Genomic DNA, 13,823 nt, shown 5'->3' on the forward strand with positions numbered 1-13,823 from the left:
GCTCTTCACTTAAGCGGTTGACCCTGCCAGAAGGCTCGGGCGGCGGCGACATCTCCATCGATCGCCGTCTTCAGCGCCTCTAGGGAGGCGAAACGCTGCTCGTCGCGCAGCTTGTGGTGGAAGGCCACCGTCAAATGCCGGCCATATAGGTCGCCGGCGAAATCCAGCAGGTGAACCTCGAGGTGCGGACGACCATCGCCGTCCACCGTCGGGCGCACGCCGATATTGGCGACACCCGGCCAGCGCCGGCCGTCCAGTTCGACACTCACCACGAACACGCCGGAGAGCGGCACGCGGCGGCGCTTGAGCTGCACGTTGGCGGTCGGCGTACCGAGCTGGCGGGCCAGTTTCTGCCCGTGCAGGATGCGCCCCTCGATCGTGAACGGCCGCCCCAGCAGGTGTTCGGCCAGCGCGAAGTTGGCCTCGGCCAGGGCCTCGCGCACCCGCGTGCTGCTGACCCGCTCGCCGGCCACTTCGATGGTCGCCGCCGCTTCGACGGTGAACCCCTCGACCGGCCCCACCTGGCGCAGGAACTCGAAATCCCCGGCACGGTCGCAGCCGAAGCGGAAATCGTCGCCGACCTCCAGGTGCTTGACGCCCAGCCCCTCGACCAGCACGGCATGCACGAACTCGGCGGCGCTCAGCTCGCGCAGGCGGCGGTTGAAGCTCAGGCACAGCACCCGGTCGATGCCCTCGGCGGCGAGCAGTTCGAGCTTGTCGCGCAGCCTGGAAAGACGCGGCGGCGCCGTGTCCGGGCCGAAGAACTCGCGCGGCTGCGGCTCGAAGATCACCACGCAGCTCGGCACCCCAAGCTCGGCCGCACGCTCGCGCAGGCGCGCCAGGATGGCCTGGTGTCCCCGGTGCACGCCGTCGAAATTGCCGATGGTGGCAACGCAGCCCCGATGGCGGGGCCGTAGGTTGTGAAGACCTCGAACCAGATGCATAACGCACTACTTGCTCAGAAAGTGGCCGATTATACGCACACCGTTCATGCTACGACAGGCGCTTAGGATACCGCCTTGCGCGAGAAGTCACGCGGCCGGAAGCCCAGCGCCGCCAGGCTGCCGAAATAGGCCAGCACGCCGGCGACCACCAGCGCGCCCAGGCGCAGCAGGCGCTCCGGCATGCCGCCCGTGCTCCAGGCCGGCATCAGGTGCATCACGCCGAGCAGCACGGCGCACATCACCGCCACCGCCACCAGCAGCTTGAGCAGGAATTTCGTCCAGCCCGGCTGCGGCTCGTACATCCGCCGCTGGCGCAGGCCCCGGTACAGCAGGGCGGCGTTGACGCAGGCGCCCAGGCTGATCGCCAGCGCCAGCCCGGCGTGCTTGAGCGGAATGATGAAGGCCAGGTTCATCAACTGGGTGAGCACCAGCACGAAGATCGCGATGCGCACCGGCGTGCGGATGTTCTGCTGGGCGTAGAAGCCGGGCGCCAGCACCTTGACCAGGATGATGCCGAGCAGCCCCACCGAATAGGCGATCAGCGCGCGCTGGGTCATCTGCGCGTCGAACTCGGTGAACTTGCCGTACTGGAACAGCGACACGGTCAGCGGCTCGGCGAGCAGCGCCAGGGCCAGCGAGCACGGCAGCACCAGCAGGAAGCACAGGCGCAGGCCCCAGTCGAGCAGGCGCGAGTATTCGTGGCGGTCGGCATTGGCGTAGGTCTTGGCCAGCGACGGCAGCAGGATGGTGCCCAGCGCCACGCCGAGCACGCCGGACGGCAGCTCCATCAGGCGGTCGGCGTAGTACATCCAGGACACCGAGCCGGCGACCAGGAAGGACGCGAAGATGGTGTTGATGATCAGCGAGATCTGGCTCACCGACACACCGAGGATCGCCGGCGCCATCTGCTTGAGCACCCGCCACACGCCGGTGTCGCGCAGGCTCAGGCGCGGCAGCACCAGCATGCCGACCTTCTTCAGGTGCGGCAGTTGATAGAGCAGTTGCGCCAGGCCGCCGGCCAGCACCGCCCAGCCCAGCGCCATCACCGGCGGGTCGAAGTACGGCGTGAGGAACAGCGCGAAGACGATCATGCTGACGTTGAGCAACGTCGGCACGAAGGCCGGCACCGAGAAACGGTTCCAGGTATTGAGGATCGCCCCGGCGAGCGAAGCCAGCGAGATCAGCAATATATAAGGAAAGGTCACCCGCAGCAGGTCGACGGTCAGGGCGAATTTCTCCGGCTCGGCGACGAAGCCCGGCGCGGTCACCCAGACCACCCAGGGCGCGGCAAGGATGCCCAGCAGGGTCACCAGCGCCAGCACCAGGGTCAGCAGCCCGGAGACGTAGGCGATGAAGGTACGGGTCGCCTCCTCGCCCTGCTGGGTCTTGTACTCGGCGAGGATCGGCACGAACGCCTGGGAGAAGGCGCCCTCGGCGAAGATGCGGCGCAGCAGGTTGGGCAGCTTGAACGCGACGAAGAAGGCGTCCGTGGCCATGCCGGCGCCGAAGACACGCGCGATGATGGTGTCGCGCACGAAACCGAGCACGCGGGACAGCATGGTCATGGAGCTGACGGCCGCCAGCGTCTTGAGCAGGTTCATAGGGTGTGATCGGGGACCAAATGGAGTTACCAGGGCTACCGTGCAAGCGGCCTTGGCCGCGAAGCCACCTCGAATCGGGGTGGCGCGCCCACGGGGCATGTCCGCAACCGCCGAAAAGCGTGGCTCGATGAAACCGCCGAGTGTAGAGTGCGGGCGCCAAGAAAGCACGCCTCGTACCACTCGTCGCCCTGGCCTATCGGCCTTGACAACCCCCGCGCTCGACGGCATCATTCGCGGCCTTAATTTGATCGGCAATCCCCTACAGTTTTCGAGGAGCTCGACGGTGGCAAATACACCTTCTGCCAAGAAACGCGCCAAACAGGCTGAGAAGCGTCGTAGCCACAACGCCAGCCTGCGCTCCATGGTGCGCACCTACATCAAGAACGTGGTCAAGGCTATCGACGCCAAGGACCTCGAACTGGCCAAGAACGCCTACACCCTGGCTGTTCCGGTCATCGACCGCATGGCCGACAAAGGCATCATCCACAAGAACAAAGCAGCTCGTCACAAGAGCCGCCTGAACGCCCACATCAAGGCGCTCGGCCAGGCTGCCGCCTAAGCTGCGATGTTCTTGAAAAACCGGCCCCAGGGCCGGTTTTTTATTGCCTGCGATTTGCCGCAGGGCTTCCGGGCTCAGCCGACCAGCATCGCCTTGGCCACCTCGTTGCGCCTGCCCTTGCCGACCAGTTGCTCGACCAGCGCCAGGGCAAAAGCCAGCGCGGTGCCGGGGCCCTGGCTGGTGATGCAGTTGCCGTCGACCACCACCGGCTGGTCGACGAAGGTGCAGCCGGACAGACGGTCGCTGAACGCCGGGTAGCAGGTCATCCGCCGCTGGCGCAACACGCCGTAGCGCTGCAGAGCCACGGCCGGCGCCGCGCAGATCGCCGCGAACAACCTGCCGCCCCTGGCCTGGCGCACCACCATCTCGGACAGCGGGCCATGCTCGGCCAGGCGTTCGGCACCAGGCATGCCGCCGGGCAGGACGATCAGGTCGAACTCCTGGGCCAGCACGTCGACCAGCATCGCATCGGCGGTCAGCCGGCTGCCACGGGCGCAGGTGAACATGCGCCGGCCTTCGATGCTGGCCACCACCACCTCGATCTCGGCGCGCCGCAGCACGTCCATCAGGGTCACGGTTTCCAGGTCTTCCACACCGTCGGCGACGGCGATCAGGGCGCGAGTGGTCATGGCGTTGCTCCTGCGGGTAAAAGTATCGAATCCGTATCGTTCCTGACCCATTCGCCAGCAAAATTCACCGGCCGCGGGCCAACTGGTATGATGCGCGCCCCTTGCGGCAGGCAGCGGAGCGACGTGCTTAGCTTGTGCCTGCCACCCCTGACGCCGTGGAGCCCGTCATGCTGGAAAGACTATTCCAACTCCAAGCCCATAACACCAACGTCCGCACCGAGATTCTCGCCGGGGTCACCACGTTCCTGACCATGGCCTACATCCTCTTCGTCAACCCGGCGATCCTCGGCGAGACCGGCATGGACAAGGGCGCGGTGTTCGTCGCCACCTGCCTGGCCGCGGCCATCGGCTCGGCGACCATGGGCCTGATCGCCAACTACCCGATCGCCCTCGCTCCCGGCATGGGCCTCAACGCCTTCTTCACCTACACCGTGGTGCTGCACATGGGCCACACCTGGCAGGTGGCGCTCGGCGCGGTGTTCCTCTCGGCGGTGATGTTCTTCATCCTGTCGATCCTGCGCATCCGCGAGTGGATCATCAACAGCATTCCGCTGGAACTGCGCTCGGCGATCGCCGCCGGCATCGGCCTGTTCCTCGCCCTGATCGCCTTGCAGAAGGCCGGCGTCGTCGCCGCCCACCCGGTGACCATGCTGACCATCGGCGACCTGACCAGGCCCGAGCCGATCCTCGCCGTGCTGGGCTTCTTCCTGATCGTCGCCCTGGAGGCACGGCGGGTCACCGGCGCGGTGCTGATCGGCATCCTCGCCGTGACCCTGCTCGGCATCCTGCTCGGTATCTCCGAGTTCGGCGGCCTGGTGTCGATGCCGCCGTCGCTGGCGCCGACCTTCCTGCAACTGGACATCATGGGCGCGCTGGAAATCGGCCTGATCACGGTGATCTTCGCCTTCCTGTTCGTCGACCTGTTCGACAACTCCGGCACCCTCATCGCCGTGGCCAAGAAGGCCGGGCTGATGCGCGCCGACGGCTACATGCCGAAGATGGGCCGCGCACTGATCGCCGACAGCACCGCGGCCATGGGCGGCTCGCTGCTGGGTACCTCGACCACCACCAGCTACATCGAGTCGGCGGCCGGGGTGAGCGCCGGCGGGCGCACCGGGCTGACCGCCATCGTGGTCGCCGTGCTGTTCCTCCTCGCGCTGTTCCTCTCGCCGCTGGCCAGCAGCATCCCGGCCTTCGCCACCGCGCCGGCGCTGTTCTTCGTCGCCGTGCTGATGGCCTCCGGCCTGGCCGAGATAGACTGGAGCGACCTGACCACCGCCGCGCCGGTGCTGGTCACCACCCTGGCCATGCCGTTCACCTATTCCATCGCCGACGGCATCGCCTTCGGCTTCATCGCCTGGGCGGCGATCAAGACCCTGGCCGGCCGCTGGAAGGAGCTCAGCCCGGCACTGGTGATCCTCGCCATTCTGTTCGTGATCAAGATGGGCTTTCCCCACTGATGAGTAGTCCGGTATTCGATCCGGCGGCCTACGCCGCCCAGTTGCAAGACAAGACCGCCCGCCTGCGCGAGCTGCTGGCGCCCTTCGACGCGCCTGAGCCGCAGGTGTTCGATTCGCCGCGCGAGCACTATCGCCTGCGCGCCGAATTCCGCCTGTGGCGCGAGGGCGAGGACCGCCACTACGCCATGTTCGCGCCGGGCGACAAGCGCACGCCGATCCTGATCGACGACTTCCCCATCGCCAGCGCGCGCATCAACGAACTGATGCCGCGCCTGAAGGCCGCCTGGCAGGCCAGCGCGACGCTGAGCTTCAAGCTGTTCCAGGTCGAATTCCTCACCACCCTGGCCGGTGACGCGCTGATCACCCTGTGCTACCACCGCCCGCTGGATGCCGCCTGGCAGGCCGAGGCCGAGGGCCTGGCCGGCGAGCTGGGCGTCAGCCTGGTCGGCCGTTCGCGCGGCCAGCGCCTGGTGATCGGTCGCGACTATGCGGAAGAAGAGCTGGAAGTGGCCGGCCGCCGCTTCCGCTACCGCCAGCCGGAGGGCGCCTTCACCCAGCCCAACGGCATGGTCTGCCAGAAGATGCTGGAGTGGGCCTACGCGGCGCTCGGCGAACGCGGCGACGATCTGCTGGAGCTGTACTGCGGCAACGGCAACTTCACCCTGCCGCTGGCCACCCGCGTGCGCCGGGTGCTGGCCACCGAGATCAGCAAGACCTCGGTGAACGCCGCGCTGGCCAACCTGGAAGACAACGGCATCGACAACGTGACCCTGGTGCGCCTGTCCGCCGAGGAACTGACCGAAGCGCTCAACGAGGTGCGGCCGTTCCGCCGCCTGGCCGGCATCGACCTGAAGAGCTACGAGTTCGGCATCGTGTTCGTCGACCCGCCGCGCGCCGGCATGGACCCGGACACCTGCGAGCTGACCCGCCGCTTCTCCCGCATCCTCTACATCTCCTGCAACCCGGAGACCCTGGCGGCGAACATCGCCCAGTTGCACGACACCCACCGGGTCACCCGCTGCGCACTGTTCGACCAGTTCCCCTACACCCACCACATGGAAGCCGGCGTGCTGCTGGAGCGCCGCTGAGGTTCCGGGTCAGGCTTGCGGCGGCGCCTCGTCGCCCGCCGCCGGCTGGGGCCGTTCATCTTCATCCGCCGGCGCCACAGCCTGCCGGTCCTCGCGATCCAGCCGCCACAGCGCCAGGCCCGCCAGCAGGGCGGTGAACAACTTCACCGCCAACGAAGAGAAGTCATCGAGCAGGACGTCGTCGCTATCCAGCCACAGCGCCGTCAGGCGCGCCAGGGCCAGCGTCGACTGCAACAGGATCAACAGCACCAGACCACCGCGTATCCTGTCGCGGTCGCGCATGGTCCACGCCAGGTACAGCGCGAGGCCGACCTGGAAGCCCCCATGGAACACCCGGGTGTTGATCACCGAGATGCTCTCCATCAGCAGAATACCGTTGAGGTTGGCCATTTCGTAGGGCCGCAGCCAATAGGCCAATCCCATGCCCCCCAGCACCACGACCTGAATGGCCAGGATGATTCGCGCGAAAATCATTGCGTCTTGCCTCTTTCCTAACCCTGCAAAGACCGGCCAAACGCGATTTCGTTCGCGCCGCTCGCCCGAATCCGCTCGACGAGAACATCCGGACACAGCCACGGCTTGGCGCCCACCGCGTCGGCGACTAAGCTGGACCACCCGCCTTCAGGATTCCCCCATGCGCCGTCTACTCCTCCTCACCGCCCTGCTCGCCGGCTTCGCCCAGGCTGGCGAAAAGCTCGCCATCGACGTCCATCGCGACGCCAACTGCGGCTGCTGCAAGGCCTGGATCAGCCATCTGCAGGACAATGGATTCCAGGTCAACGACCATGTCGAGACGGACATGGCGGCGGTCAAGACCCGCCTCGGCGTGCCCCACGGCCTGGGCTCGTGCCACACCGGCGTGATCGACGGCAAGTTCGTCGAAGGCCACGTGCCGGCCGCCGACATCCACAAGCTGCGCCAACGCCCCGACCTGCTCGGCGCCGCGGTGCCGGGCATGCCGCTGGGTTCGCCGGGCATGGAGATCGGCGAGCGCCGCGACGCCTACCAGGTGATCGTCCTGGACCGCGACGGGCAACAGCACGTACTGGCCGACTACCCAGCCGACTAGAGGACTGGCGCCGAGCCCCCGCAGGGGCAACACTCAAGAAGCTGAGCCCCCGAGGAAGCCGACATGCTCTGGAAAAAAGCCCGACGCAGCGACAACGTGGTGGATGCCCGTGGCAGCGGAGGAGGCCGTATGCGGATCGGCGGCGGCAAGGGCCTGAGCCTTGCCGCGATCGCCGTGGTCGTGGTGATCGGCCTGATCAGCGGCCAGGACCCGCTGCAGATCCTCGGCAACGTGGTCAACATGAGCCAGCAGACCACCAGCGTTACCGCGCCCACCCAGGGCCGCGCCCCGGCGGCCAACGACGAAGAGAGCGAATTCGTCCGCGCCGTGCTCGGCGACACCGAGGACACCTGGCGGGCGATCTTCCAGCAGGCCGGCCAGCAGTACCAGGACCCGAAACTCATCCTGTTCCGCGGAGGGGTGAACTCCGCCTGCGGCTTCGCCTCCTCGGCCACCGGCCCCTTCTATTGCCCCGGCGACCGCCAGGTCTACCTCGACCTCGACTTCTTCCGCGAAATGGAACAACGCTTCGCCGCCGCTGGCGACTTCGCCCAGGCCTACGTGATCGCCCACGAGGTCGGCCACCATGTGCAGACCCTGCTCGGCATCAGCTCGCGAATCAACGCCGCCCGCCAGCGCGGCGAACGCATGGAAGGCGACAACGGCCTGCTGGTCCGCCAGGAACTACAGGCCGACTGCCTGGCCGGCGTCTGGGCCTACCACGCCCAGCAACGCCTGAACTGGCTGGAGCCCGGCGACGTGGAAGAAGCCCTGAACGCCGCCAACGCCATCGGCGACGACCGCCTGCAACAGCAATCGCGCGGCCGCGTGGTCCCCGACTCCTTCACCCACGGCACTTCGGAACAGCGCGTGCGCTGGTTCAAGATGGGCTTCGAGGGTGGGCAGGTTGGGAAGTGCGATACGTTCAAGGTGGCTCGGTTGTAGTTTGTATGGCTCGTTCCTGAGTGCGATCGAAGACTTGGGGATAACGAGCCTCCGTCCCTCACCCTCTCCCAAAGGGAGAGGAGACTGGATCGGTGTAAGCCGTGACACGGTGCTCAAAAGGTGAGCACGGATAACTCCCCTCTCCCCCCCGGGAGAGGGGCCGGGGGTGAGGGACGGAGATTCGCTATTCCCCAACCTCCAGCAAAATACGCTCTAGCACAGCCGTCAGCTCCACCATCACATCCCGACTGCTGAACCTCAGTATGTGGATTCCCTTGGACCTCAGATAGCCGTCGCGTCGCTGGTCATATCGAACCCCATCCGCGCTGAGATGCTGCCCACCATCCAGCTCGATGGCGAGCGATCTTTCCTGGCAATAGAAATCCAACACATAGGGCGGAAAAGGATGCTGGCGGCGGAACTTGCAGCCTCCGATCTGCCGGGCGCGCAGGTGGCGCCAGAGCAGGTTTTCGGCGTCAGTGGCGCTGGTGCGGAGTTCGCGAGTAAATGCCAGCTTTTCGGTATCGAGCGGCAGCTTTTTGCGTGTCATGGGGTTTCCTTCCGTGGAAATCCGACATTCGGCCCCTCCCCCTAACCCTCTCCCAGAGGGAGAGGGGACTGGATCGGTGTGAGCCGTGACACCGTGCTCAAAAGGTGAGCACGGATATCTCCCCCTCCCTCCGGGAGAGGGGCCGGGGGTGAGGGACCGAGCCCGATACCCACACGAAATCCCCGCCCCTCACAACATCCCCAACAACTCCCCACAATCCCGCGCGAAGGCATCGGCCAGTTCCGGCCAGGGATTCTCCGGCAGGTTGACCAGCACCCCGAAGGCACCGGCGGCCCGCGCGCAGTCGAGGTCGAAGCGGTAGTCGCCGACCATCACCAGTTCACCCGGCGCCACGCCCCACTGCCCGGCCAGGTGCAGCAAGCCGCTGGGGTCGGGCTTGGGTGGCGCCTCGCCGCGGCCGATCACGTCGCAACTGGCGAAGCAGTCGCCGAGGCCGATGGCGCCGAGGGTCAGCAGGGCCAGTTCGTGGGCGTTGCGGGTGAGGATGCCGAGCCGGCAGCCGCGTTCGTGCAGTTCGCGGACCAGCGCCACCGCGCCCGGTGCGGCCTGCGAGCCGATGGCCAATTCGCGTTCGTGCTCCAGCAGCCAGGCGTGCTTGGCCGCCGCTTCGTCGTCGGGCAGGGCGGCCAGGTGGTGGAGGATGTCGTCCTCCGCCGGGATGTTCAGCGCGCGGCGGATCGCGGCGAAGTCATGCACCGCCACGGTCAGGGTGCCGTCCATGTCGAACACCCAGTGGCGGGCCTGGCGCAGTTTCACATCCAGTCCTCGCGCTTGCGGATCAGGCCTTCCTGGGCCACCGAGGCGACCAGTTGGCCATCGCGGTTGAACACGCTGCCCCGGGCGAAACCGCGCGCATTGCCGGACCAGGGGCTGTCCATGGCGTACAGCAGCCAGTCGTCGGCGCGCAGGTCGCGGTGGAACCACAGCGCGTGGTCGAGGCTGGCCACCTGCATGAACTTGTCCCACACCGAGATGCCGTGGGGCAGCATCGAGGTGGTCAGCAGGCCGAAGTCCGATGCGTAGGCGAGGATGTACTTGTGCAGCGCGGGGAGGTCAGGGAGGGTGCCGTCGGCGCGGAACCAGACGTACTTGACCGGCTCGCCAGGGGCCGGGTCGTAGGGGTTGTCGGCGGTCACCGGGCGGATCTCGATGGGCTTGGCGCAGAGCAGCTTGTCGCGCACGTGGTCGGAGACGCGCTGGGCGTTGCGGCGGGTGATCTCCAGCTCCGAAGGAAGGTTCTCCGGGCCCGGCACCTGCGGCATGGTGATCTGGTGCTCGTAGCCGTCCTCGTCGTACTGGAACGAGGCGCTGCAGAAGAAGATCGGCTTGCCCTTCTGGATCGCGGTGACCCGGCGGGTGCTGAAGCTGCCGCCGTCGCGCACCCGGTCGACGTTGTAGACCACCGGCAACGAGGCGTCGCCGGGGCGCAGGAAATAGCCGTGCAGGGAATGCACGTGGCGGTCGTCCTCGACCGTCTGGCTGGCGGCGGACAAGGACTGGCCGAGCACCTGCCCCCCGAACAACTGGCGGAAACCGAGGTCCTGGCTGGCGCCGCGAAACAGGTTCTCCTCGATGGCTTCCAGGCTCAGTAATGCGACCAGATCATCCAGCACTCGACTCATACGGCTACTCCTCTGCGCCACCGCTCTCCGGCGGTCTGCGTGGTTCTTGATAGGCCGGCAGGGATGTCAGGCGTTCGTCCCACTCCGCGCGGCCGAGGGTGAAATGGTAAAGGCTTTGCCAGCGGCTGTCGGCAAGACCGAGCAATTCGTGTACCGCATCGTCGAAGAAACAGCCGATCCCGGTGCCCGACAGCCCGGCCGCCTCGGCTTCCAGATAGAGCAGTTGGCCGATCTGCCCACATTCCCAGTAAAGCCGAGGGTATAGCCAGGCGCCCTCCTCCAGGGCCTGGTCGAAACGCGCCAGCATGGCCAGGGCCAGGCAGCCATCGGCAGCGATGTCCTGGCCGCAGGACAGGAAACCGGCCAGCCCGCGCGCGTCGCCCTCCAGCAGGCGATAGAGCGGCAGCTCGCCGTCCAGGCGCTGCCAGAGGAAATCCCCGCCCAGCTCCTGCGGTCGGTCCTCGCCGCGCACCAGCCAGTACAGCCCCGGCTCCAGTCCCTGCACACGGTGGACGAACAGCAGCAGGTCGACCCGTGGCGGCTCGCCGGTCAGCGCGAAAGGCACTGGCGAATGCGCCGGCAGCAGGCGGCGCAGCCAGGCGAACAGCAGTTCGGCATGGATGCCGGCCTTGCCGTCCAGGGACTGGGCGCTGCGCCGCCGGTGCAGCAGCGGGCGCAGCGGCAGGCCGGGGTTGTCGTCGCGCGGACTGGCGGATGGCTGGCTCCAGGGCAGCGCCGGCAATGCCGGGGCACGGCACAGCGCATGGACACGCGCCAGCTCCGGCCAGTCGCGGTACTGGCGCGAGAGGCGGTTCGGCGATCCGTACAGATCGAGCGCTTCCAGGCTGAGCAGCAGCTCTTCCGGCAGGTGTGGCTCCGCGTCCTGCGGCGGGCCGATCCACAGCAGGCAGTCGGCATGTTCGGCCTCGTGGAAACCATCGCGGTCCAGACCGAGCAGCGTGTCCACACGCACCTCGGCGATCCCCCTCAACAGGCGCACCTGCCAGCCCAGCTCGCTGGCGGCGGTGGCGACGCAGGCCAGGGCGTGGCCAAGATCGTGCTGGCAATAGCGGTAAGCGCGCTCGCCGTACTTCCAGGCCTCGCGCCAGGGAATGCTGGCCAGGGCGAGCAGGAAACCGCCAGGCGGAAGGCTTTCTCGCAGGCGCTCGCCAAGCATCGCTGGCAGCTCGGCGCGCACTTCCAGGGCATGGGCGTCCGGCGCGTAGTGGACCAGCAGCCCGCTCTCCTCCAGCGTGCCGGGCGGCAGCAGCAGGTAGGCTTCGGTCGGGTGCAGGTTGCCGGACGAGGGATTGACCCGCAGCGCCCAGCGGCTGCCGCCAGCCTCCTTCCAGGCGGAGATCGCCAGGCTGTCGTAGAGCAGTTGCGAGAGGCTGGCGCGATCCAGCGGGGCCGGTGCGCCGAGGGGACCGGCGAACACCGCGTCGTAGCGCGGCGACTCCTCCTGCGGGCGATGCCACAGCTCGATCGACCGCGCCCCGGCATAGCGGCGGAACGGCGCCGGCTGGGTCGCCCAGTCCAGGTGGCCGGGACCGGGCGCGAAGCGGTCCGGGCGGTGCTTGCTCAGCTCGTGGTAGGCGCGGACTTCATCCATGGGCGGCCTCCCATTCATCGCGGCGCAGCCGGTAGAGCACATGCGGACGCAGCGGATGCCCGGCCGATATCAGGGGATGCTCGAAATCGCCGGCCGGGTCGCGGCGCATGCCGATGGCCTCCATCACCCGCCGCGACGGCTGGTTGCCGGTCGTGGTGAAGGAGACGATCTCCTCCAGTCCCAAGCGACCGAAGCCGCAGGCCAGGGCCGCTCGCGCCGCCTCGCTGGCCAGCCCCTGGCCCCAGTGCATGCGAGCCAACCGCCAGCCGATCTCCACCGCCGGCGCGAAGTGCACCTCGAAGCTCACCTTCAACAGGCCAGTGAAGCCTATCAGTTCGCCGCTGTCGCGCCGCTCCAGCGCCCACAGGCCGAAGCCATGCTCGTCGAAATGGGCACGGATACGGCCGAGCAACGCCGCGCTTTCATCCTGGCCCAGCGGCGCGGGAAAGTGGCGCATCACCTCGGGATCGGCGCTCAGCGCGGCCAGCGCCGGCAGGTCCTCGTCGCGCCAGCGACGCAGGTGCAGGCGCGCGCTTTCCAGTTCGATCGGTTCGGCCATCTCGGCGCTCCAGCTCATCTCGGTCATACTGCGGTCATCGCCACGGAGCGCCCATTGTATGCCCCTTCCGCTGGTCTACCACGACGACTACAGCCCGCCCTTCCCGGCCGGGCATCGCTTTCCGATGGAGAAGTTCCGCCTGCTCCGTGACCATCTCGTGAACAGCGGCCTGACCAACGACGCCGACCTGCTGCGCCCCGAGCCGTGCTCGCGGGAAGTGCTCGCCCTGGCTCACTGCCCGGACTATATCGAGCGCTTCCTGAGCGGCGAGCTGACCGCCACCGAGCAACGCCGCCTCGGCCTGCCCTGGAGCGAGGCCCTGGCGCGGCGCACCGTGCGCGCGGTGGGCGGCTCGCTGCTGGCCGCCGAGCTGGCCCTGGAACACGGCCTGGCCTGCCACCTGGCCGGCGGCACCCACCACGCCCACTACGACCACGCTTCCGGCTTCTGCATCTTCAACGACCTGGCCATCGTCGCCCGCTACCTGCTGGAAGCCGGCAAGGTCGGCCGGGTACTGATCTTCGACTGCGACGTGCACCAGGGCGACGGCACCGCGTGCCTGCTCGAACACATCCCCGACGCCGTCACCGTGTCGCTGCACTGCGAGAAGAACTTCCCGGCGCGCAAGGCGCGCAGCGACTGGGACATCCCGCTGCCGACAGGCATGGGCGACGCCGATTACCTCAAGGTGGTCGACGACAGCCTGAACTACCTGCTGCCGCTCTACCAGCCGGACCTGATGCTCTACGACGCCGGCGTGGACGTGCACCGCGACGACGCCCTCGGGCATCTGCACCTCAGCGACGCCGGCATCGCCGCCCGCGACGAAGCCGTGCTGCGTCACTGCCGCGAGCGCGACATTCCGGTGGCGGGAGTGATCGGCGGCGGCTACGACAAGGACCGCGCGGCGCTGGCGCGGCGGCATGGGTTGTTGCATCACAGTGCGGCAAGGGTGTGGGAGGTGTGAAGTTGCCTGGGGTTTAGCACTGCGTGGCTGGTCGGTTAGGGCACATAGGACAGTCCGCCCCTCACCCCAGCCCTGGCTGCGCGCCCCGCTCCTGAGGGAGAGGGGGTTATATGTGCCCTGCCTGCAACCTCGAGCTATGCCCCATGCACGGATCAGCCCCCTCTCCCCCTGGGAGAGGGGCCTGCTCCGTGCATGGG

General features: G+C 67.7%; 15 protein-coding genes. 6 read left to right on the forward strand and 9 right to left on the reverse strand.

Features of this window, described 5'->3' with window-relative positions; all coding sequences use genetic code 11:
* Nucleotides 1–5 precede the first annotated feature (5 nt).
* A complete protein-coding gene (ribF, locus tag PSEWESI4_RS16760; protein ID WP_187672356.1) occupies nt 6–944 on the reverse strand; it encodes a bifunctional riboflavin kinase/FAD synthetase in 939 nt (312 codons plus the stop codon).
* A 62-nt stretch (nt 945–1,006) separates the two neighbouring features.
* Entirely contained in the window at nt 1,007–2,545 is a 1,539-nt protein-coding gene (gene murJ, locus PSEWESI4_RS16765) for a murein biosynthesis integral membrane protein MurJ (RefSeq protein WP_187672357.1), read from the reverse strand.
* Between the two features lie 283 nt (nt 2,546–2,828).
* On the opposite strand from murJ, the gene rpsT reads away from it, so the two are divergent.
* Nucleotides 2,829–3,104: a 30S ribosomal protein S20 gene (gene rpsT, locus PSEWESI4_RS16770; RefSeq protein ID WP_187672358.1), complete on the forward strand. Its 276-nt coding sequence runs from the start codon at nt 2,829–2,831 to the stop codon at nt 3,102–3,104.
* A 74-nt stretch (nt 3,105–3,178) separates the two neighbouring features.
* On the opposite strand, the gene PSEWESI4_RS16775 is transcribed toward rpsT, so the two are convergent.
* Nucleotides 3,179–3,733 carry a DJ-1 family glyoxalase III gene (locus PSEWESI4_RS16775; protein WP_187672359.1) on the reverse strand — a complete coding sequence of 185 codons (555 nt, stop codon included), beginning with the start codon at nt 3,731–3,733 and terminating at the stop codon, nt 3,179–3,181.
* Nucleotides 3,734–3,900: 167 nt separating this feature from the next.
* Here PSEWESI4_RS16775 and PSEWESI4_RS16780 point away from each other — a divergent pair, with 167 nt between their 5' ends.
* Complete coding sequence (locus PSEWESI4_RS16780) at nt 3,901–5,193, forward strand: NCS2 family permease (RefSeq protein ID WP_187672360.1); 1,293 nt, start codon at nt 3,901–3,903, stop codon at nt 5,191–5,193.
* Complete coding sequence (trmA, locus tag PSEWESI4_RS16785; protein WP_187672361.1) at nt 5,193–6,281, forward strand: tRNA (uridine(54)-C5)-methyltransferase TrmA; 1,089 nt, start codon at nt 5,193–5,195, stop codon at nt 6,279–6,281. The genes PSEWESI4_RS16780 and trmA overlap by 1 nt, the downstream gene beginning before the upstream one ends.
* A 9-nt stretch (nt 6,282–6,290) precedes the next feature.
* Here the strand turns inward: trmA and PSEWESI4_RS16790 are convergent, their stop codons facing one another.
* The gene (locus PSEWESI4_RS16790; protein WP_187672362.1) at nt 6,291–6,755 is read right to left on the reverse strand and encodes a DUF4345 domain-containing protein; all 465 of its coding nucleotides are present in this window, start codon (nt 6,753–6,755) and stop codon (nt 6,291–6,293) included.
* A gap of 160 nt (nt 6,756–6,915) precedes the next feature.
* Here PSEWESI4_RS16790 and PSEWESI4_RS16795 point away from each other — a divergent pair, with 160 nt between their 5' ends.
* Together PSEWESI4_RS16795 and ypfJ are read left to right on the forward strand one after the other, a co-directional pair.
* Entirely contained in the window at nt 6,916–7,350 is a 435-nt protein-coding gene (locus tag PSEWESI4_RS16795; RefSeq protein WP_187672363.1) for a DUF411 domain-containing protein, read from the forward strand.
* Nucleotides 7,351–7,413: 63 nt separating this feature from the next.
* Nucleotides 7,414–8,295: a KPN_02809 family neutral zinc metallopeptidase gene (gene ypfJ, locus PSEWESI4_RS16800; protein WP_187672364.1), complete on the forward strand. Its 882-nt coding sequence runs from the start codon at nt 7,414–7,416 to the stop codon at nt 8,293–8,295.
* A 184-nt stretch (nt 8,296–8,479) separates the two neighbouring features.
* On the opposite strand, the gene PSEWESI4_RS16805 is transcribed toward ypfJ, so the two are convergent.
* The 5 genes from PSEWESI4_RS16805 to PSEWESI4_RS16825 all read right to left on the reverse strand — a co-directional run bounded on the left by PSEWESI4_RS16805 (nt 8,480) and on the right by PSEWESI4_RS16825 (nt 12,659).
* Nucleotides 8,480–8,845 carry an endonuclease domain-containing protein gene (locus PSEWESI4_RS16805; RefSeq protein WP_187672365.1) on the reverse strand — a complete coding sequence of 122 codons (366 nt, stop codon included), beginning with the start codon at nt 8,843–8,845 and terminating at the stop codon, nt 8,480–8,482.
* Between the two features lie 189 nt (nt 8,846–9,034).
* Nucleotides 9,035–9,622, reverse strand: coding sequence for an HAD family hydrolase (locus PSEWESI4_RS16810; protein WP_187672366.1), 588 nt, complete (start codon nt 9,620–9,622; stop codon nt 9,035–9,037).
* The gene (gene tesB, locus PSEWESI4_RS16815; RefSeq protein ID WP_187672367.1) at nt 9,619–10,488 is read right to left on the reverse strand and encodes an acyl-CoA thioesterase II; all 870 of its coding nucleotides are present in this window, start codon (nt 10,486–10,488) and stop codon (nt 9,619–9,621) included. The genes PSEWESI4_RS16810 and tesB overlap by 4 nt, the downstream gene beginning before the upstream one ends.
* A gap of 4 nt (nt 10,489–10,492) precedes the next feature.
* Nucleotides 10,493–12,100 (reverse strand): SagB/ThcOx family dehydrogenase, encoded by a 1,608-nt coding sequence (locus PSEWESI4_RS16820; protein WP_187672368.1) that lies wholly within the window; start codon nt 12,098–12,100, stop codon nt 10,493–10,495.
* Nucleotides 12,093–12,659, reverse strand: coding sequence for a GNAT family N-acetyltransferase (locus PSEWESI4_RS16825; protein WP_187672370.1), 567 nt, complete (start codon nt 12,657–12,659; stop codon nt 12,093–12,095). The genes PSEWESI4_RS16820 and PSEWESI4_RS16825 overlap by 8 nt, the downstream gene beginning before the upstream one ends.
* Nucleotides 12,660–12,717: 58 nt before the next feature.
* Between PSEWESI4_RS16825 and PSEWESI4_RS16830 the strand changes: the two genes are divergently transcribed.
* Nucleotides 12,718–13,626 (forward strand): histone deacetylase family protein, encoded by a 909-nt coding sequence (locus PSEWESI4_RS16830; RefSeq protein WP_187672369.1) that lies wholly within the window; start codon nt 12,718–12,720, stop codon nt 13,624–13,626.
* Nucleotides 13,627–13,823: the final 197 nt, after the last annotated feature.

The sequence above is a fragment of the Zestomonas carbonaria genome, from assembly GCF_904061905.1.
In the GTDB taxonomy this organism is placed as follows: Bacteria; Pseudomonadota; Gammaproteobacteria; order Pseudomonadales; family Pseudomonadaceae; genus Aquipseudomonas; species Aquipseudomonas carbonaria.

Bases quoted from the DNA above. Each gene is read 5' to 3' on its own strand.
- ribF (WP_187672356.1), bottom strand. From the start codon at position 944: ATGCATCTGGTTCGAGGTCTTCACAACCTACGGCCCCGCCATCGGGGC.
- murJ (WP_187672357.1), bottom strand. From the start codon at position 2,545: ATGAACCTGCTCAAGACGCTGGCGGCCGTCAGCTCCATGACCATGCTG.
- PSEWESI4_RS16775 (WP_187672359.1), bottom strand. From the start codon at position 3,733: ATGACCACTCGCGCCCTGATCGCCGTCGCCGACGGTGTGGAAGACCTG.
- PSEWESI4_RS16780 (WP_187672360.1), top strand. From the start codon at position 3,901: ATGCTGGAAAGACTATTCCAACTCCAAGCCCATAACACCAACGTCCGC.
- trmA (WP_187672361.1), top strand. From the start codon at position 5,193: ATGAGTAGTCCGGTATTCGATCCGGCGGCCTACGCCGCCCAGTTGCAA.
- PSEWESI4_RS16790 (WP_187672362.1), bottom strand. From the start codon at position 6,755: ATGATTTTCGCGCGAATCATCCTGGCCATTCAGGTCGTGGTGCTGGGG.
- PSEWESI4_RS16795 (WP_187672363.1), top strand. From the start codon at position 6,916: ATGCGCCGTCTACTCCTCCTCACCGCCCTGCTCGCCGGCTTCGCCCAG.
- ypfJ (WP_187672364.1), top strand. From the start codon at position 7,414: ATGCTCTGGAAAAAAGCCCGACGCAGCGACAACGTGGTGGATGCCCGT.
- PSEWESI4_RS16805 (WP_187672365.1), bottom strand. From the start codon at position 8,845: ATGACACGCAAAAAGCTGCCGCTCGATACCGAAAAGCTGGCATTTACT.
- tesB (WP_187672367.1), bottom strand. From the start codon at position 10,488: ATGAGTCGAGTGCTGGATGATCTGGTCGCATTACTGAGCCTGGAAGCC.
- PSEWESI4_RS16820 (WP_187672368.1), bottom strand. From the start codon at position 12,100: ATGGATGAAGTCCGCGCCTACCACGAGCTGAGCAAGCACCGCCCGGAC.
- PSEWESI4_RS16825 (WP_187672370.1), bottom strand. From the start codon at position 12,659: ATGGCCGAACCGATCGAACTGGAAAGCGCGCGCCTGCACCTGCGTCGC.
- PSEWESI4_RS16830 (WP_187672369.1), top strand. From the start codon at position 12,718: ATGCCCCTTCCGCTGGTCTACCACGACGACTACAGCCCGCCCTTCCCG.